General features: G+C 61.6%; 17 protein-coding genes and 1 tRNA gene. 8 read left to right on the top strand and 10 right to left on the bottom strand.

Annotated features, from left to right (window positions below; all coding sequences use genetic code 11):
- Window positions 1–168: 168 nt before the first annotated feature.
- The 4 genes from V1277_RS09630 (at window position 169) to V1277_RS09615 (ending at window position 2,016) form a co-directional block, all read left to right on the top strand.
- A tRNA-His gene (locus V1277_RS09630) sits at window positions 169–245 on the top strand.
- 128 nt (window positions 246–373) lie between these two features.
- Window positions 374–730 carry a hypothetical protein gene (locus V1277_RS09625; RefSeq protein WP_334415975.1) on the top strand — a complete coding sequence of 119 codons (357 nt, stop codon included), beginning with the start codon at window positions 374–376 and terminating at the stop codon, window positions 728–730.
- A 101-nt stretch (window positions 731–831) separates the two neighbouring features.
- A complete protein-coding gene (locus tag V1277_RS09620; protein ID WP_334372917.1) occupies window positions 832–1,161 on the top strand; it encodes a hypothetical protein in 330 nt (109 codons plus the stop codon).
- A 174-nt stretch (window positions 1,162–1,335) separates the two neighbouring features.
- Complete coding sequence (locus V1277_RS09615; RefSeq protein WP_057847356.1) at window positions 1,336–2,016, top strand: ParA family protein; 681 nt, start codon at window positions 1,336–1,338, stop codon at window positions 2,014–2,016.
- A 69-nt stretch (window positions 2,017–2,085) separates the two neighbouring features.
- Here V1277_RS09615 and V1277_RS09610 read toward each other — a convergent pair whose 3' ends face one another.
- Window positions 2,086–2,217 carry a hypothetical protein gene (locus tag V1277_RS09610; protein ID WP_334372919.1) on the bottom strand — a complete coding sequence of 44 codons (132 nt, stop codon included), beginning with the start codon at window positions 2,215–2,217 and terminating at the stop codon, window positions 2,086–2,088.
- Window positions 2,218–2,449: 232 nt separating this feature from the next.
- Here V1277_RS09610 and V1277_RS09605 point away from each other — a divergent pair, with 232 nt between their 5' ends.
- Window positions 2,450–2,590 carry a hypothetical protein gene (locus V1277_RS09605; protein WP_334415974.1) on the top strand — a complete coding sequence of 47 codons (141 nt, stop codon included), beginning with the start codon at window positions 2,450–2,452 and terminating at the stop codon, window positions 2,588–2,590.
- A gap of 47 nt (window positions 2,591–2,637) precedes the next feature.
- Here the strand turns inward: V1277_RS09605 and dapA are convergent, their stop codons facing one another.
- The 3 genes from dapA to trxB all read right to left on the bottom strand — a co-directional run bounded on the left by dapA (window position 2,638) and on the right by trxB (window position 5,951).
- The gene (gene dapA, locus V1277_RS09600) at window positions 2,638–3,570 is read right to left on the bottom strand and encodes a 4-hydroxy-tetrahydrodipicolinate synthase (RefSeq protein WP_334415973.1); all 933 of its coding nucleotides are present in this window, start codon (window positions 3,568–3,570) and stop codon (window positions 2,638–2,640) included.
- Window positions 3,571–4,062: 492 nt separating this feature from the next.
- Entirely contained in the window at window positions 4,063–4,983 is a 921-nt protein-coding gene (locus tag V1277_RS09595) for a LysR family transcriptional regulator (protein ID WP_028350191.1), read from the bottom strand.
- 2 nt (window positions 4,984–4,985) lie between these two features.
- Window positions 4,986–5,951 carry a thioredoxin-disulfide reductase gene (trxB, locus tag V1277_RS09590; RefSeq protein WP_334415972.1) on the bottom strand — a complete coding sequence of 322 codons (966 nt, stop codon included), beginning with the start codon at window positions 5,949–5,951 and terminating at the stop codon, window positions 4,986–4,988.
- Between the two features lie 280 nt (window positions 5,952–6,231).
- Between trxB and V1277_RS09585 the strand changes: the two genes are divergently transcribed.
- A complete protein-coding gene (locus V1277_RS09585) occupies window positions 6,232–6,711 on the top strand; it encodes an Lrp/AsnC family transcriptional regulator (protein ID WP_334415971.1) in 480 nt (159 codons plus the stop codon).
- Between the two features lie 139 nt (window positions 6,712–6,850).
- Here the strand turns inward: V1277_RS09585 and V1277_RS09580 are convergent, their stop codons facing one another.
- From V1277_RS09580 to V1277_RS09565, 4 genes are all read right to left on the bottom strand, one after another.
- Window positions 6,851–7,261 carry a DoxX family protein gene (locus V1277_RS09580; RefSeq protein WP_334415970.1) on the bottom strand — a complete coding sequence of 137 codons (411 nt, stop codon included), beginning with the start codon at window positions 7,259–7,261 and terminating at the stop codon, window positions 6,851–6,853.
- Window positions 7,262–7,655: 394 nt separating this feature from the next.
- Entirely contained in the window at window positions 7,656–8,129 is a 474-nt protein-coding gene (greA, locus tag V1277_RS09575) for a transcription elongation factor GreA (protein WP_141686413.1), read from the bottom strand.
- A gap of 216 nt (window positions 8,130–8,345) precedes the next feature.
- Window positions 8,346–11,810: a carbamoyl-phosphate synthase large subunit gene (gene carB / locus V1277_RS09570; RefSeq protein ID WP_334372927.1), complete on the bottom strand. Its 3,465-nt coding sequence runs from the start codon at window positions 11,808–11,810 to the stop codon at window positions 8,346–8,348.
- 418 nt (window positions 11,811–12,228) lie between these two features.
- Window positions 12,229–12,933 carry a class I SAM-dependent methyltransferase gene (locus tag V1277_RS09565; protein WP_334415969.1) on the bottom strand — a complete coding sequence of 235 codons (705 nt, stop codon included), beginning with the start codon at window positions 12,931–12,933 and terminating at the stop codon, window positions 12,229–12,231.
- Window positions 12,934–13,055: 122 nt separating this feature from the next.
- On the opposite strand from V1277_RS09565, the gene V1277_RS09560 reads away from it, so the two are divergent.
- Both V1277_RS09560 and V1277_RS09555 read left to right on the top strand, forming a co-directional pair.
- Window positions 13,056–13,589: a Dps family protein gene (locus V1277_RS09560; RefSeq protein ID WP_334415968.1), complete on the top strand. Its 534-nt coding sequence runs from the start codon at window positions 13,056–13,058 to the stop codon at window positions 13,587–13,589.
- A gap of 219 nt (window positions 13,590–13,808) precedes the next feature.
- Window positions 13,809–14,078 (top strand): hypothetical protein, encoded by a 270-nt coding sequence (locus V1277_RS09555; RefSeq protein ID WP_334415967.1) that lies wholly within the window; start codon window positions 13,809–13,811, stop codon window positions 14,076–14,078.
- Window positions 14,079–14,235: 157 nt separating this feature from the next.
- Here V1277_RS09555 and V1277_RS09550 read toward each other — a convergent pair whose 3' ends face one another.
- On the bottom strand, window positions 14,236–15,306 hold the full coding sequence (locus V1277_RS09550) for a SphA family protein (protein ID WP_442894463.1): 1,071 nt from the start codon (window positions 15,304–15,306) through the stop codon (window positions 14,236–14,238).
- A 352-nt stretch (window positions 15,307–15,658) separates the two neighbouring features.
- A complete protein-coding gene (locus V1277_RS09545) occupies window positions 15,659–17,092 on the bottom strand; it encodes a DUF1254 domain-containing protein (RefSeq protein WP_334415966.1) in 1,434 nt (477 codons plus the stop codon).
- Window positions 17,093–17,310: the final 218 nt, after the last annotated feature.

The raw sequence follows: 17,310 nt of genomic DNA, 5'->3' as shown, positions 1-17,310 counted from the left end.
GAGACTTTTTTCCGGGCCTCGCTGGGCTCCGGCGCGGCCCGCACATGAACGCAACACGCGCCCGAAACGACTATATAATTGGACGCTTCCCGGCCTTGCCAAAGGCCGGCGTTGCACCTAGTTTCCGGCCCATTCGCGACCCCTCTTTTGGGGCCCCGCGTGAGGGATGCAGTTGTAGCTCAGTTGGTTAGAGCGCCTGTCTGTGGAACAGGAGGTCGGTGGTTCGAGCCCACCCAACTGTACCAGCTTTCACTCCCCTGAATTGCCGCTCACCTGCCGCGACACTTGTGCTGTGGCGCGTTGCCCAGCCGTGCTTGCCAAGCCCCACCCGTTCACCCACAATTCCGGGAATCATTGCGGCTTGGGGGAATTCATGGCGATCTTTCGGATCGAAAATTTTCAGCTCGGATTGTTGCTTGCCGCCGCACTCGCGGTTTCGATCTCGCCCGCCGCCAGTCAGACCTACACGCCCGAACAGGAGCAGGCCTGCACCGGCGACGCATTTCGCCTCTGCAGTTCGGATATCCCTGACATCAGCCGCGTCACCGCCTGCATGGTGCGCAACAAGTCGCAGCTCTCGCCGGCTTGCCGGGCGCACTTCCGTCCCGAGTCCGATGAAATCACGGCCCGGCCGGTGGGCCGGCCGACCATCATCCGGCCGGCAGCCCCGCGCAAGGCCGTGAGCGCCAAGCCGCGCAAAACCAAAAAGCCGGCGAAACCTGCGACTTGACGGCGCATTACGCCATTTTAAGGTTTCCTCGCGCGGCAGACTGACGCCTTGTTTGCGGCGTCTGCAATGAACATCTCCTTTGGGCAAGAGGAGAGGGTTCATTGATTGATCACAGTAAAGAGCTCGACCGGCATTTTGCCTGGTTCGAGAGGAAGCTGCCGCCGGGGCCGGCGAAGTTCGTCGGCTGGGTGCGCAAGCCGTCGTCGATCTACGTCCGAGTACCGCTCGCCATACTGCTGGTCGTCGGCGGCTTTCTCAGCTTCCTGCCGGTGCTCGGGCTCTGGATGCTGCCGCTCGGACTCCTTTTGTTCGCGCAGGACATCCCGCCGCTGCAGAAGCCGTTGGCGCTGGGGCTTGGATGGATCGAGCGCAAATGGCTCGAACGCCAGCGCGCAAAGCTCGAACGCGACCGCGCAAAAAGCGCGCAATAAGCCAAGCACGCGTCTTTCCGATTCCTTCTCGCGTCACCGGGGTTGCACGGTGTGACTCAAAAACCAGCCTTATTGGCAATTAAGTGGCTTCATCGCGGCGGGTGATAAATTTTTCTTTCACGAATCACCGCGCTGATTCATTTTCGGCTTCTGGGGTCAACTGGAGGCCAAGGTATGAACGTAATTGTTTTTGCATCACGTAAAGGGGGCTCGGGAAAAAGTACCCTGGCTGCTCACCTCGCTGCCCATGTTCATAAGGCAACGAAGCCCATCCTGCTTGTCGATGCCGATCCGCAGGGCTCACTTACGCTCTGGCACAAATTGCGCGGCACCAACGAGCCGCCGATCAAGCCCGCGGTGAATTCCGTCAGCGGCATCGTCGCTGCCGCCAAGCGCGACGGCATCGAATGGGTGTTCATCGACACGCCGCCGAATTTGTCGGCCGTCGTCGACGATGCGATCCGCAACGCCACCATGGTGATCATTCCGGCGCGGCCCGGCGTGTTCGACGTCAACGCGGTGCAGGAAACCATTCAGACCTGTCGTTCGGCGCGCAAGCCCTACGCGGTCGTGATCAACGGTGCGCCTGCCGAACGAGACGGCGCCGAGAGCCGCATCGTCAGCATCGCGCGTGAAGCGCTGGCGAAATTCCGCGCGCCGGTGTGGAGCGGCCAGATCACCAACCGCGCCGATCTGATCATGGCGCTGAGCCAGGGCGAAGGCGCCCGCGAATATTACGCGGAAGGCCGGGCGGCTGCGGAAATCAGCAGGCTGTGGGGCGCGATCGAGCGTTCGATCAAGGCGATCCGCGGAACGGCGTCGGCATCGGGCGCCATGCACAAGCAGGCGGCGTAACAACGCCGCTTTCGATCTGCCGGACTGATAAAGAACGCGCGGGCTCCGCGCGTTTTTCTTTTGGTGTTCCTACGCTACCATCAGCACGTAGAACACAACGACCGGCGACAGCGTCAGGATCACCGACCAGATGCCGACGGCCCACAGAATGTCCTCGGTTGAAAAGCCCTGTTCAGAAATGCTGTTGTTCTCGAAATGCACGACGCGCCCCCGCGGTTTTCTGTTGTATGGGGATGTTGATACGCGAACGGTTTTAAAAACCCGCTTGCGATTTCGCTTGCATTTGACCGCACCTGCTACCGCCGATTAACCACCGCCACATCCGGTTAACTTTCCCTGACCGCACTGCGTCAAAGTCGATCCAAGCCTCGTCCGTAACGTTAGAATTTTATACGTATGGATCTCCCGTTCAGAAAAACGACGGGGGAAAGCGATGAGCACGCACGACAAGAAATTTCCGATTGCCGAGTACGCCCAGAGCATGCACGACGTTCTTCTGGTGTCGTCATTCGCCGCCTGGGCGATGCTGCTCGGCTTCGCGCCCGTGATGACCTATCGCCTGCTGGTCGGCTAATTCCATTTTCCCTCTCGCCATCGGGCGAGAGGGAGCCGATGCCATCCTTAAGCCCGCCGCAAAAGCTGTGGCTTGCGCCGCTCGATCTCCTCGTCCAGCAACGCCGCCAACTCTGCGCTTATCTCCACCATCGGCAGGCGAACCTCGGCGCTGTCGATCAGTCCGTTGCGCGCCAGCCAGTATTTTGCGGGCGACGGGCTCGGCTCGGCAAACAACAGCCGGGTCAGCCGGGACAGCTCCTTCCAGCACAGCCGCGCGCCGTCGCGGTCGCCCTGCGCGAGCCGCGTCCGCAGCGATGCAAAGGCCTCGGTCTCCAGATGCGCCGACAACAGGATCGCGCCATCGGCGCCGTCGGCGAGCGCGTCGTGATACTCCGCGTCTTCGCCGGTCAGCACACGAAAGCCTGCTGGCCGTCTCGCCAGAAAGTCAATCGACTGCGCGCGGTCGGCGCCGCAATCCTTCATGCCGACGATGTTTGGATGCAAGGCAAGCTGCAGCAGCGTCTCATTGGTGAGGCTGACGCCTGTCCGGTAGGGAATGTTGTAGAGCACGATCGGCCATGAGGCGTGATCGGCGAGCGCGGTGAAGTGCTGCACGAGGCCGCGCTGCGACGGCCGGATGTAATAGGGGCTCGCGATCAGATAGCCGTCGATCGGCCAGGTCGCGGTCTCATCCAGCGCATCGAGCATCTTCGCGGTGGAGGCGCCGGACAGGCCGAGCAGGATCGGCAAGTGGCGCCGGCTGGCGGAGAGCTCGCTCTGCGTCAGCGTCACCAGCCGCTCGAGTTCGTCTGCGCGGAGCGACATGCCTTCGCCCGACGTCGCCGCGAGAATGAAGCCGTCGACGGGGCCAGCCGCATAGTGTCGGACGAGCCGGCGCAGCGACGCCTCGTCGAGTTCGCCGTCGCGAAATGGCGTGATCAGCGGCAGCCACAGGCCTTGCAGGCGGCTTGCCAGGTCGTTGGTCGAAGGGGCAGTCATCGTTCCATCTCCTTGGGGTAAGCGCCGGAGACGGGACCAACAAAAAACCCCGTCCAGACGGCGGGGTTCGGGATCGTCGGTTCGCGACAGACTAGCGCGCGCGTCGATCTCGGGTCCCCGGATGGGGACCTTTTTTCGACGACAGTGCTGCGCACGAACTCGTGATCATGTGCGGATGATGGAGGCCGAAAACCTCAATGTCAATCTGTGCGGGAACATGACGCGGACGTGAAAAAAAGCCGGGCTCGAACGAGCCCGGCTTGAGGTATTGGCCACGTGAGGCCGACACAATCACCTTCCAAGAGGGATTACTGAACCGCCGCGTCACTGGAGGAGGGGGACATATGCGCAACGCGACCGCTCAGCGTTTGAGCACTATGATCCTCATCAGTGCCTTGCAGCAACCGTCCAAGCCGCATGTCAGTCATGCGGAGAGCGGGGCCTCTATAAAATAGGCTAATCCGGAAAGCGGGAGACGGAGCGCCACCGTTTCTAGGAGGGCCAGCGCTGCGCCTTGCTCACCACGAAGTCGCGGAATACCTGCACGCGTGCGACCGTCTTCAGTTCCTCGGGGTAAACGAAATACGTATCCACCGCGATCGAATCGGTTTCGCCGAACAACTGCACCAGGCGGTTGTTCTCCTCGACCAGATAGTCGGGCAGGGCGGCGATGCCGAGCCCCTGCTGGCAGGCGCGAACGAGCCCTAAGATGTTGTTCACCTTGAAGTAGGCTTCGCGCGGACCCGAGCCGTTGCGGCCGGCGTCGATCAGCCAGCTCCGGTTCTGCAGATGCGGCGGCACCTGCGCATCGCCGAGCATGATGATGCGGTGCGAGTCGAGGTCGTCCAACGTCCGCGGCGTACCGAAGCGCTTGATGTATTCCGGCGAGCAATAGGCATGGAAGCCGATCGAGAACAGCTTGCGCTGGATCAGGTCGGGCTGGGTCGGCTTGCGGGTCCGGATCGCGACGTCGGCCTCGCGCATCGACAGATCGAGATCCTCGTCGGTGACGATCAGCGAGATGCGGATATCCGGATAAAGCGCGGTGAACTCGTCGAGCCGCGGGATCAGCCAATTGATGCCGAGCGCGGGCGGCGTCGTGATTTTGAGGTCACCGCTCGGCCGCTCGCGGCTGTCGGTCAGTTTTGCGCGCGCCGCCTGCAACTGCATGAAGACGTCATGCGCCGTGCGGAACAAAAGATCGCCCTGCTCGGTGAGGATGAGCCCGCGCGCGTGGCGGTGGAACAGCGACACCGCAAGCTCCTGCTCCAGCGCGCTGACCTGCCGCGATACCGCGGATTGCGAGAGTCCCAATTGCTCGCCGGCATGGGTAAAGCTTCCCGCTTCCGCCGCCGCGTGAAACACCTTCAGCTTGTCCCAGTCCATGTCAAATCCGTCTCGTGTTCTAGGCATGACTATTCAGCCGCCGCGCGATCGCTCGCGCGCAAAGCAAGGAAGCGTTCGGCCTCAAGGGCCGCCATACAGCCAAGGCCCGCGGCCGTGACCGCCTGGCGGTAGGTTTCGTCCGCCACATCGCCGGCGGCGAACAGGCCGGGTATCGAGGTCGCGGTCGAGTTCGGCGCCACCTCGACATAGCCTGATGGCCTCAGCTTGATCTGGCCTTTGACGAGGTCGGTTGCCGGCGCATGCCCGATGGCGATGAAGACGCCGTCGGCCGCAACCTTGGTGAGGGCGCCGGTCTTGACGTTCTTCAGGCGCACATGGGTGACCTTGGTCGGGTTCTCGGCGCCGCAGATCTCGTCGATCGCCGAGTCCCAGACCACCTTGATCTTCGGATTCTTGAACAGGCGATCCTGCAGGATGCGCTCGGCGCGGAAATGATCGCGGCGATGCACGATCGTGACGGTCGATGCAAAGTTGGTCAGGAACAGCGCTTCCTCGACCGCGGTATTGCCGCCGCCGACCACGATCACTTCCTTGCCGCGATAGAAGAAGCCATCGCAGGTCGCGCAGGCCGAGACACCAAAGCCCTTGAACTTTTCTTCCGAGGGAATGCCGAGCCAGCGCGCTTGCGCGCCGGTGGCGAGGACCACGGTTTCCGCCAGATAGACGTCGCCGCTATCGCAGGTCAGGCGGAACGGCCGCTGCGCCAGTTCGAGCTTGTTGACGAAATCGGTGACGATTTTGGTGCCGACATGGGCTGCCTGCTTCTCCATCTGCTCCATCAGCCAGGGGCCCTGGATGACGTCGGCAAAGCCCGGATAGTTTTCCACGTCGGTGGTGATGGTGAGTTGTCCGCCGGGCTGGATGCCCTGGATCAGCACCGGCTCCAGCATCGCGCGCGCCGCGTAGATCGCCGCGGTGTAGCCGGCGGGGCCGGAACCGATAATGACGACCTTGGCATGAATAGGCGCAGGCATCGGCGGATCCCTCTCTTATTCGGGGGTTTGTTTTTGACTTGAGTAGAAAGCGCCCGGAAGGACGTCGCGGGGCGCCGAAAGTGTCAAATCCAAGTCTAAGATATCTGGGTAGCTATGCAAGAATTGCAATTCATCCCAGCGAATTTTCCCCGGAACTGAAGTAACAATCGCGAAATACAGCGTCGCACGCGCAATAAAATTGCGCAAGACGCGCGGCGTGCGCTAAGAGAGTTGCCAGTAAGGCCAGCTCACGCGGCCAGAATTAGGGAACCCGACGCGCGTGTCGAAGAATCTTGACGAAATCGACCTTCGAATTCTTGCCGAAATCCAGGCCGACGGCCGAATCACCAACGTGGAACTGGCCAAGCGCGTCGGTATCTCGCCGCCGCCCTGCCTGCGGCGGGTCCGCACGTTGGAGGACGAAGGCTACATCCAGGGCTATCGGGGCCTGTTGGATCCGCGTCGGCTAGGCTTCGACGTCACCGTGTTTGCTTCGGTCCATTTGTCCAGCCAGGCGGATGCGGATCTGCGCGCGTTCGAGGATTTCGTCCGCGCCGAGCCCCTGGTGCGAGAATGCTGGATGCTGTCGGGCGAAGTCGACTTCATCCTCAAATGCGTCGCGCCCGACATGGCGACGTTTCAGGATTTCGTCACGCACCTGACGGCCGCGCCGCATGTGCGCAACGTCAGGACGTCGCTGGTGCTGCACAATTCGAAATATGAAGCGGCGGTGCCGCTCGACGTGAAGGTGACGGGCTGAGATTCGCGCGACCGCCGTTGCGCACTTCGTAGGGTGGGCAGAGCGAAGCGTGCCCACCAATTCTTTCGAGATGCGGAGTGGTGGGCACGACGCGAAGGCGCGCCTTTGCCCACCCTACGAACGACGAACAGGCCTCAGCTCACTTCTTCCGCATCGCGTCGACGCTGTAGGGCCCACCGCCCGCGGTCGCCAGATAGAGGCAGGCGAAGCAGAACAGGATCGCGGCGGTGCCGCCATTGAGCAGCGGCAAGAACACGGGTGCGGCGGGATTCTTGAACATGTGCCCGATAAAATAGGCGAATGCCATTTGGCCGGCCAGGATGAACGCAGAGATGCGCGTGAAGAAGCCGACCATCAGAAGCGCGCCGAGCACGAGTTCGATCGTGCCTGCCACCGTGATTAGCGGCGGGATGTTGGCAAACATCGGCACGGCCGGGAATTTGAATATCTTGGCGACGCCGTACTGAAACAGCAAAAGCCCGGCGATGAAGCGAAACAGGCTCAGCGCCGTCGGCTCCCATTTCGCGAGCATCTTGTCGAATTGGTCCATGTCATCGTCCCCCTTGTTTGAATGCGCTAGAACTAGCGCCATGAGATTACACGGTCTTGTCGGATCGCGTGTGATGCCGACACAACACCCCTAAAATTGAATCATTCCCCTTCACCGCGCCGCTTCACGACATTGTTGCGATTGCGGCGCAACACGATGCCGCGCTCGGCAGCGGCCTGCAGCTCATCGCTGGAAAATCGCAACGCCGGCACGCCCGCTCCAGTTAGTTATAGTCTATAAACATCGTCCGGGATTCGGATATTCTGAAATCCGCCGCACCACTACTCACATTCCCGTCAGGACCACGGCAACAAAAAAGCCGCGTGGAAAACGCGGCTTTGTCGCAACAGTAACTTGCAGGTGACTACGAACGCGTTTGCGCGGAGATCATGCTCTATCGCCACTCGACCTTGGTGATCTCGTAGGCCTTGGCGCCGCCGGGAGCCACGACCTCCACGGTCGAGCCCTTCTTCTTGCCGATCAGGGCGCGAGCCAGCGGCGAGGTGATCGAGATGCGGCCCTTCTTGGCGTCGGCTTCCGGCTCGCCGACGATCTGCCACACCGCTTTCTTTTCGGTGTCCTCGTCGACCAGCGTGACGGTCGCGCCGAACTTGACGGTGTCGCCGGACAGTTTCGAGATGTCGATGATGTCGGCGCGCGCGAGCTTGTCCTCGAGCTCGGCGATGCGGCCTTCGTTGTGCGACTGCTCTTCCTTGGCCGCGTGATATTCCGCGTTCTCGGAGAGATCGCCATGCGAGCGCGCCTCGGCGATATGCTCGATGATGCGCGGACGCTCCACCGACTGGCGCTGCTTCAATTCGACCTCCAGGGCGGCATACCCGCTAGCAGTCATCGGAACCTTGTCCATCATCTCTTTCCGTCCTTCCCTCGTGCGAGCCGCCAAAAGTTGCGCGCACGAGCCACGCTTTCGATTTCGATCAGGCCCTTGAACTCGACACACGAACCCGCCAGCCCGTTGATATTAGGCCCCGTCAGGGGCCTTACAACATCCAAACGGGCGGTGGGTTCCAGCCATGCCGGCTTATTGCCGATCGTTTCGCGGGCATTTTCGCCCGGCGAACGATCAGTTTTCGGAAAAATAGCTCTGTAGCGTGCGGACCTCAAGGTCCCCGCCCAAATAGGCGCGGATGCCCTGGGCGGCCGCAACAGCACCCGAAAGAGTGGTGTAATACGGCACTTTATGCAAGAGGGCAGCCCGCCGCAGCGAACGGCTGTCGGCCAGCGCCTGCGGCCCTTCGGTGGTATTGAAAACGAGCTGAATGTCGCCATTGGTGATGGCATCGACGATGTGCGGCCGCCCCTCCAGCACCTTGTTGACCTTCTCGGTCGGAATGCCCTTGTCGGTCAGGAAGCGCTGGGTGCCCGAGGTGCCCATCACCTTGAAGCCGAGCGAATGCAAGAGCCGGACCGCCTCGGCGATACGGGTCTTGTCGATCTCGCGCACCGAGACGAAGACGGTACCCTTGCGCGGCACGCGGGTGCCGCCGCCGAGCTGGCTTTTTGCGAACGCCACCTCGAACGAGCGGTCGATGCCCATCACCTCGCCGGTCGAGCGCATCTCCGGACCGAGCACGGTATCGACGCCGGGGAAGCGCGCGAAAGGGAAGACGGACTCTTTGACGCCGACATGGCCGAGCTGTTTCTTCTTCAGCTTGAAATCGGCGAGCTTCTCGCCGGCCATGATCCGTGCCGCGATCTTTGCCACCGGCGTGCCGACGACCTTGGCGACGAACGGAACGGTGCGCGACGCGCGCGGATTGACCTCGAGCACGTAGATCTCGCCGTCCTTGATCGCATATTGCACGTTCATCAGTCCGACCACGTCGAGGCCGAGCGCGAGCTCGCGGGTTTGCCGCTCGAGCTCCTCGATCATCTTCGCATCCAGCGAATGCGGCGGCAGCGAACAGGCCGAATCGCCGGAGTGAATGCCGGCTTCCTCGATATGCTCCATGATGCCGACGATGAAGGTGTCCTTGCCGTCGCAGAGGCAGTCGACGTCGATCTCGGTGGCGTCGGACAAATAGCGGTCGAACAGCAGCGGGTTCTTGCCGAGCACGGTGTTGATCTGCCCGGTCTTGTCGTTGGGGTATCGCGCCTTGACGTCGGCCGGCACCAGCTCGGGCAGCGTTCCGAGCAGGTAATCGTCGAGCTGGGTTTCCTCGCGGATGATCTGCATCGCGCGGCCGCCCAGCACGTAGGACGGGCGCACCACCAGCGGCAGGCCGAGATCGGCCGACACCAGCCGCGCCTGCTCGACCGAATAGGCGATGCCGTTCTTGGGCTGCTTTAACTTCAATTTGTCGAGAACGCGCTTGAAACGGTCGCGGTCCTCCGCGAGGTCGATGGCGTCGGGCGAGGTGCCGAGGATCGGCACGTCGGCGGCTTCCAGCGCGCGCGCCAACTTCAGTGGGGTCTGGCCGCCGAACTGCACGATCACGCCGTGCAGCGTACCGTTCTGCCGCTCGGTGGCGACGATTTCCAGCACGTCCTCGGCCGTGAGCGGCTCGAAATACAGCCGGTCAGCGGTGTCGTAGTCGGTCGACACCGTCTCCGGATTGCAGTTGATCATGATGGTTTCATACCCGGCATCGTCGAGCGCGAAGCAGGCGTGGCAGCAGCAATAGTCGAATTCGATGCCCTGGCCGATCCGGTTCGGGCCGCCGCCGAGAATGATGACCTTCTTGCGGTCGGAGGGCGCGCTCTCGTCGGCCAGCGCGCCCGCAAACGGCGCTTCATAGCTCGAATACATGTAGGCGGTGGGGGAGGCGAATTCGGCGGCGCAGGTGTCGATGCGCTTGAAAGCGGGGCGTACGCCGAGCGCGTGACGCTTCGCAGTGATCTCGGCTTCGGTGGACTCCGACAGCACGGCAAGCCGTGCGTCGGAAAAGCCCATCGCCTTCAGCATGCGCATGCCATAGCCGTTCGGCGGCAGGCCGTGCGTCCTCACCTTCGTTTCCATGTCGATGATGCCGCGCATCTCGGCGAGGAACCACGGATCGATCTTGCAGGAATTGAAAATGTCTTCGTTCGACCAGCCGAGTCGCATCGCCTGCGCCACCTGCAGGATGCGGTTCGGCGTCGGCGTGCCCAACGCGGCGCGGATCGCGTTCTTGTCGTCGCCGCGCCCTAACCCCTCGATCTCGATCTCGTCGAGCCCGGTCAGTCCGGTCTCGAGCCCGCGCAACGCCTTCTGCAGGCTCTCCTGGAACGTGCGGCCGATCGCCATGACTTCGCCGACCGACTTCATCGAGGTCGTCAGCGTGGCGGAAGCGCCGGGAAACTTTTCGAACGCAAAGCGAGGGACCTTGGTCACGACATAGTCGATGGTCGGCTCGAACGAGGCGGGCGTGGCGCCGCCGGTGATGTCGTTGGCGATTTCATCGAGCGTGTAGCCGACGGCGAGCTTGGCGGCGACTTTTGCGATCGGAAAGCCGGTGGCTTTTGATGCGAGCGCCGAGGAGCGCGACACGCGCGGGTTCATCTCGATCACCACCATGCGGCCGTCGTCGGGGTTGACGCCGAACTGCACGTTGGATCCGCCGGTCTCCACGCCGATTTCGCGCAGCACCGCGATCGAGGCATCGCGCATGATCTGGTATTCTTTGTCGGTCAGCGTCAGCGCCGGCGCCACGGTGATGGAATCGCCGGTGTGCACGCCCATCGGATCGAGGTTCTCGATCGAGCAGACGATGATGCAATTGTCCTTCTTGTCGCGCACCACCTCCATCTCGAACTCTTTCCAGCCGAGCACGGATTCCTCGATCAACACTTCGTTGGTCGGGGAGGCGTCGAGGCCGCGTTCGATGATGTCGAGGAATTCTTCCTTGTTGTAGGCGATGCCGCCGCCGGTGCCGCCCATGGTGAAGGAGGGGCGGATGATCGCCGGCAGCCCGATTTCGGACAGCGCCATCAGCGCCTCGCCGAGCGCGTGCTCCTGGTAACGCTTGCGGCGCTCGTTTTCGCCGATCGTCCATTGCCGTTCGAGCTCATCCAGCGCGTCGCCCGTTAGCTTCTCGCGTTCGGCGAGGTATTTGTCGCGATAGGACTTTTTCAGCGCCGAGGCATTGGCGAGCCGCGATTTCGGCGTCTGAAGACCGATCTTCTCCATCGCGTTGCGGAAAAGCTGGCGGTCTTCGGCCTTGTCGATCGCGTCAGCGGTGGCGCCGATCATCTCGACGTCGAATTTGTCGAGCGTGCCCTGACGGCGCAGCGACAGCGCACAGTTCAGCGCGGTCTGGCCGCCCATGGTCGGCAACAGCGCAAAGCCGCCGGGGATGACGTAGCGCTCCTTCTCGATGATCTTGGCGACGATTTCGGGCGTGATCGGCTCGATATAGGTCGCATCAGCCAATTCCGGATCGGTCATGATGGTGGCCGGATTGGAATTGACGAGGACGATGCGGTAGCCCTCTTCCTTCAGCGTCTTCACCGCCTGGGTGCCGGAATAATCGAACTCGCAGGCCTGGCCGATCACGATGGGACCGGCGCCGATGATCAGGATGGTGGAGATATCTGTTCTTTTGGGCATCAGCTCTCAGACTGGATTTTGGGCACAAAAAAAGGGCGCGCAGCCGCGCGTCCCCTAAGCCAAGAGCGCGGGTCACCCTCGCGCGCGGGTGGTCTTTAGACCAGATTCCGCACCCGCGAAACCCCCAAAAACCCCTCATCAACCGCGATTTTAGGGAAATTGGCTGTGTCGCCGAGAGCCCGGCTTCGCCCCTGTGGGCTACGCCGCGGCAGCCTTCGCTGCGATAGGGCTTGCCGAGCCGAAGCTGCGTAAGCAGCGAAGGCTAGAGGCCCGGCCTGGATTTGAACCAGGATAAAGAGCATTGCACTGCTCCCGCGTCGACGCTTCCGCCACCGGGCCGTAGCAATCATTGCCCATCACGGCGCGGTGAACCATCCTTACCGTGCTTTAGGGTTAACAACCTTAACGCGCGTGGAACTCAATTGCGTTGGAATGCGTGCCGCGCGACGAACGTCATCCGCCACGGGTTGTGGCCGATGTTCTGATGCGCGCGCGAGGCAGTGAAGCCTGAGGCGGCGAGCCTCTCGATCATCTCGTCTTCGCGGTAGCGCTGCAGCCCGACGCGCGTGCGCAGTTGGCGGTAGTCCGACAGCGCCGTGCTCGCAAGGCCATACAGCGCGTCTTTCAGAAAACCGTGCGCGGCGGCGAATTTCAAGAGCGCCAGCACGTCTTTGGCCATGCCGACTTCCGGCCGCAGGATATCGCCGAGCACCAGGCGACCGTTGGGCTTCAACAACCGGCGAATGACGGCAAGCGCTGAATCCAGCTCCCCTGGCGTCATGTATTGTGCGACCGAATTCATGACGACGAGGTCGACCGAGCTTTCCGCCATTCGCGTGAGATCCTCGAGCGAGCGGACGCGGATCTTGGTGTTCGGCGCAAAACGCGCGATCAGCCGGCCGCGAACGCCGGGCGCCGGTTCGGCCAGATAGAGTTTTGCGCAGGCATCCGCCACCTTGGCAGCCGACAGCGCTTCGCCGCAGGCATAGTCCAGCACGACAGCGTCGGGCGAAGCGATATAGCCGATGATATCGCGCGCGATGACCTGGAAATGCAGGTCGCGATGCAGCCTGCTCACATAAATCGTATGCGTGGAGTCGTAGTAGTCGATCCATTCGTCCATCGCAGTCGGGTCCGGCAAAACTGGGGGTTCCGGTAACGGAACCGGTACCTAGGTGGGGCGTTAGACGGTCCGGCGCTCCCTGCCAATCCCGTCGTGCCCAATTCCTAACAGGAAGGTTCAACGTGAGCAAAACCAGCAATAAATCCGACAAGGTATCCGCCGACCTCGATACGCCCACCGACCTGCCGCCGGCCGCCGTGGACAAGATCTCGGCCTCGCTCAATACGCTGCTGGCGGACGCGTTTGCGCTCTATCTGAAGACCAAGAATTTCCACTGGCACGTCAGCGGCCGTCATTTCCGCGACTATCACCTTATGCTGGACGAGCAGTCGGAAGCGATCTTCGCCACCACCGACCAACTCGCTGAACGGGTGCGCAAACTTGGCGGCACCACGCTGCGCTCGGTCGGGCAGGTCGCCAAGCTGCAGACCATCAAGGACAATAACGAGGACTACGTGCCGCCGCGCGAAATGCTGCGCGAGCTGATGGAAGACAACAAGCATGTGGCGGCGGCGCTGCGCAAGGCGCACAAGCTCGCCGACGAGCACGAGGATTCCGGCACTGCGGGCCTGCTCGAGACCTTCATCGACGAGACCGAGCGCCGCACCTGGTTCCTGTTCGAGGCCAGCCGCCAGGAAGGCGCCAACGTGGCGTGAGCACGGATGCGATTCGCAGATTCGCAGGGCGAGCTTTGCCGTCCCTGCGTTCTGCGGCGACTGCCTTCCGATTTGACATTCCCGTCGCATTCCGGCCGGTTTTGGCATAGGCTGGCGTTGCAGCTCTAAATAGAAGCGCTGCGCCCGGAAGCTTTGGCTGCGATCGGAAGGGGGCCGGAGATGCCTATTTCTTTCTCGATGATCGTTTTGAGCTCGCAGATGGTTGTTGCGGTCGCAGACGGCGTGCCGAAATTCGACATTGCCCGGAGTTGCAAGCTCGACGTCGCCGCGACTGCCGGCCTCACCGTTGATCAGTCGATAAAGAGCTGCGTGAACGATGAACAGAAAGCGAAGCGGCAGCTCGCAAGCCAATGGTCGAAATTCCCCGCGCCAAGCCGGGCAAGCTGCATCTCGCAAGAGAGCATCGGCGGCACGCCAAGTTACGTCAGTTTGCAGACATGCCTGCAGATGAGTCAGTGGGCCCGTTAGTTGCCCCGGGCTGGCGGGAAAACAGCACGGCTATGAAAGCTGCCAAAGCACCGAGAAGGAACGCTGGCGCCGCCGCCTGCGAAATGACATGGGATAGCTGACTAACGGTCGGCGTAGCGGGTAGCATCGCTTGCCGCTTTCTGCGCGCGATGATGCCTTACTTCGTCACCACCCGGCGCGCCGGCGTCAGTGTGCTGGTGGGCGCCATGGGCGAGATCGCGAACGTCAGCCAGGTATTCCATCCCGACGGCCGGTTCTCGGCGGCAAATTCACCGTAGCCTTTCAGGTTGAGATATCCCTGCATGTCGCCGACCGGGAACAGAAATCCGAACTGCGGGCCGATCCCGAAGACGCGGGACCGGAACCCGCCGAGCGCCGGATGCTGACCGAAGTCGTCGGTGATCTGCTGATATCCATATCCGACGAAACCAACGAAGACCTGCTTGGAGAGGAATTGCGAGATCCCCCAATCGACATGGAAGTCGATGCCGCTCTGGTATTGCGTGTCCGGATTCTTGAAATTGTAGGTGAAGCCGGCGACGGCGGAGAATTCGTGCCCTGCGGCCGGATTGAAGTAGGTGTAGCCACCGCCGGCGTCGATCGCGGCGTGACCGATGCCGAGGTTGCTGAGCCGCGCGGGATCGTACGCGCCCACCGGAATGTCGCCGGTCAGATAGGTCATGAAATTGTGCACGCCGGCGTTCCACTTCAGGGTGGCCTGCGGATAGAGGTCGCCGACGGAAGTGAGTGAATCCGAGATGCTTCCCGTGCGGGTCGTCACGATCGGTCCGACTGCCGCGGTGAGCGTTCCGTCAATACCGGTGCTTGCCCGGCCGAATATGCCGGTGACGCCGATGGCCAGTTGGCCGCCAAGCACCGGCGTCCCGAAAGTGTAAGTGGGATTGAGAAGAATAAGATCGCCTTGTGCGTTCAGACTGGCATTGAAATCGACGTTCACAGTTGCCGGGAATCTGCCGATCTGGATCTGCCGTGCCGCGGCGACGGCGCCCGATGCCTCGACCGAGGTGTGATAATACACCGCGGCCATGGACCAGCCCGGCACCTGCGGTGTCGCGGCAAGGCTCGAGAAGCGTCCGGGAAGCCAGTAGGAAACGCCGCTCTCGTCGGCGTAGGCCAGTTCCGGCATGGAGCCGAATATCAGCAGAGCCATGGCAATGCCGCTGAATCTGCGCCGCCAGAAATTTCGCTTGGAAATGTTGTGCGTCATCTGCTTGCTCCAATGCCAGGAGATCACAGTAATCAACCCAGAATGGCATAGATTGAATGAGTCGTCGTAAGCTATCGCCCTGCGAAATAGTCCAGATCGAAAATCGATCGTGGCTGTTGCGCCAAGGCTACGAAACGATCGTCCGCTATGCACTCCAAACCGGCACTGCGGGCATCGTCGCTCAATGGCAAATCATTGGCATACCCGAATAAATCCAAAGTGCACCGGCTGCGATTCCACCATCATTACCTCCCCCATTTCGGTGAAAAGCCTTCAGAAGGCCAGAGGATGAGGAGTCGGTCTCCGCGAAGACAAATCCCTCACCCGGCGCATCCGTCGATGCGAGCCACCCTCAGGCTTCGGCTTTCTTCACTTCCGGAATCTTCCACGATCCATTGATGATCGAGGGGTCCTTCTCGCTCGGCCAGTACAGTCGCATCATCAGGACGAAATCGCCCGCTGGTGCCGGAAGCCAGTTGGATTCCTTATCCTTACCCGGCGAATCCTTCTGGATGTAGATCTCGGTGGAGCCGTCCGGGTTCGATTTCAGATTCTCCCGCGCGCTGATCGAGTAGCGGTTGATTGGATTGTTCACGAAGAAGTAGCCGGAATCGTACATCGTCAGCGACCAGAAGCCTTCTGCCGGCGGCAACTGCCCCTTCGGGAAACGCATCACGTATTTGTTGGCGCCGTTGTATTTCCGCCCTTCGGCATCCTTCTGCGATGTCGGATAGACGGCATCCTGCGGGCGGTTGGCGCCGAGGCCAATGGCAGTGATCAGCGCGCGCATCAGATAGTCGGTGCCGTAGATTCCGGTCTTGGTCGTGAAGCCCCAGCCGTTCTCGTCCTTCATGTCCTTGTTGATCTTGAACTGAAGCATGATCCGGTCATTGGCGATTTCCGGAATGCGCTTGACAAAATCCGCCTTGAGCTTGCTCGGATCGAAATCCTGCCCCGGCACGATTCCGATCCTGGCGAACTTTCCAAGCTCCGGCGCATCCGCGGCGGCAGGCGGGTTATCCTTCATGAGCTTGCAGAGCAGCGTGAAATAGGCCACCGCGTCCATGCGGTTGACCTGATCGCGCACGGCCGACTTCATGTCTTGAGACGCATCTACGGTGCCCGGCGGCGGTGTGTAGGGTTTGCCATAGGAGCTCAACGGCACCAGCTTGCATTCGTCCTGCAGCTTGTGCACCTCGGCGTAGTCTTCGGGCGTACCCGTGCAATAGATACGGCCAAGCAGCCACACGATGCTGGTCGGCGATTCATATTCCTTCACGCCGGAGGGCAGCGTGCCTTTCCATCCGGGACCCGTGATCGCGTAGGTCTGCGCGCCCGTGCCGGTAGTCCGCTTGCCCGGCACCTGAAACACGGTGGTCCACCCGTCCAGCATCGGAAACAGTGCGTAACGACCTTTCATGTCCGGGATGCTGAGTACCCACGGCTCCTTGCCGACGTCGAAGAACGCACTGGTGTAAAGCGTGTCCGCGTTCGGCGCTGTTACGTCACGGAATGCCGCGTTGGGATACTGACGCAGCTTGATGATCTGACCCATCGGCGCTCGCGTTCCCGCCGGTGCCGCGACGTTGGTGATAACCCTGCGTGTCATCTCCATCGTCACCAGCGGATAGCCGAAGATGTACGCGTCGGTAGCGAGCGCGAAGTCCTCAAGTCCCTCACCGATACCGAGGAGTTCACCGAGCTCGGCCCGGCTCATGGTGCTCATGGAGGCCCCGGCGAGCAGGCTCATGCCGCCAATCGTGACGTTGCGACGGGTGAATTTCATGGGACAGTCTCCGTTACATTTGCGTGTGGAAACAGTGCTTCGATAGATCGATGGATTGTCTTCCAGGCCTTCAACAATTCTTGCAGAGGTCTGGCATGATTTTCATTCCTGCTGAATGAAACCGGCAACGGGGCATTCTTTGATCTAAATCAATGGGTGTTCGCGATGTTGGCGCGCAGCTCGCCATCAAAGCGCCGATATTCGTCTCTCGAATCATC

This window comes from Bradyrhizobium sp. AZCC 1588 (assembly GCF_036924735.1).
Taxonomy (GTDB): Bacteria; Pseudomonadota; Alphaproteobacteria; order Rhizobiales; family Xanthobacteraceae; genus Bradyrhizobium.
This window is presented reverse-complemented; position numbering and strand designations above follow the sequence as displayed.

What these genes read in the sequence shown, in the direction of transcription:
- trxB (WP_334415972.1), bottom strand. Translation starts at nt 5,951, where the DNA reads ATGCCTGCGCCTATTCATGCCAAGGTCGTCATTATCGGTTCCGGCCCC.
- V1277_RS09550 (WP_442894463.1), bottom strand. Translation starts at nt 15,306, where the DNA reads ATGACGCACAACATTTCCAAGCGAAATTTCTGGCGGCGCAGATTCAGC.
- greA (WP_141686413.1), bottom strand. Translation starts at nt 8,129, where the DNA reads ATGGACAAGGTTCCGATGACTGCTAGCGGGTATGCCGCCCTGGAGGTC.
- V1277_RS09605 (WP_334415974.1), top strand. Translation starts at nt 2,450, where the DNA reads ATGAGCACGCACGACAAGAAATTTCCGATTGCCGAGTACGCCCAGAGC.
- dapA (WP_334415973.1), bottom strand. Translation starts at nt 3,570, where the DNA reads ATGACTGCCCCTTCGACCAACGACCTGGCAAGCCGCCTGCAAGGCCTG.
- V1277_RS09565 (WP_334415969.1), bottom strand. Translation starts at nt 12,933, where the DNA reads ATGGACGAATGGATCGACTACTACGACTCCACGCATACGATTTATGTG.
- V1277_RS09555 (WP_334415967.1), top strand. Translation starts at nt 13,809, where the DNA reads ATGGTTGTTGCGGTCGCAGACGGCGTGCCGAAATTCGACATTGCCCGG.
- carB (WP_334372927.1), bottom strand. Translation starts at nt 11,810, where the DNA reads ATGCCCAAAAGAACAGATATCTCCACCATCCTGATCATCGGCGCCGGT.
- V1277_RS09615 (WP_057847356.1), top strand. Translation starts at nt 1,336, where the DNA reads ATGAACGTAATTGTTTTTGCATCACGTAAAGGGGGCTCGGGAAAAAGT.
- V1277_RS09580 (WP_334415970.1), bottom strand. Translation starts at nt 7,261, where the DNA reads ATGGACCAATTCGACAAGATGCTCGCGAAATGGGAGCCGACGGCGCTG.
- V1277_RS09545 (WP_334415966.1), bottom strand. Translation starts at nt 17,092, where the DNA reads ATGAAATTCACCCGTCGCAACGTCACGATTGGCGGCATGAGCCTGCTC.
- V1277_RS09595 (WP_028350191.1), bottom strand. Translation starts at nt 4,983, where the DNA reads ATGCCTAGAACACGAGACGGATTTGACATGGACTGGGACAAGCTGAAG.
- V1277_RS09625 (WP_334415975.1), top strand. Translation starts at nt 374, where the DNA reads ATGGCGATCTTTCGGATCGAAAATTTTCAGCTCGGATTGTTGCTTGCC.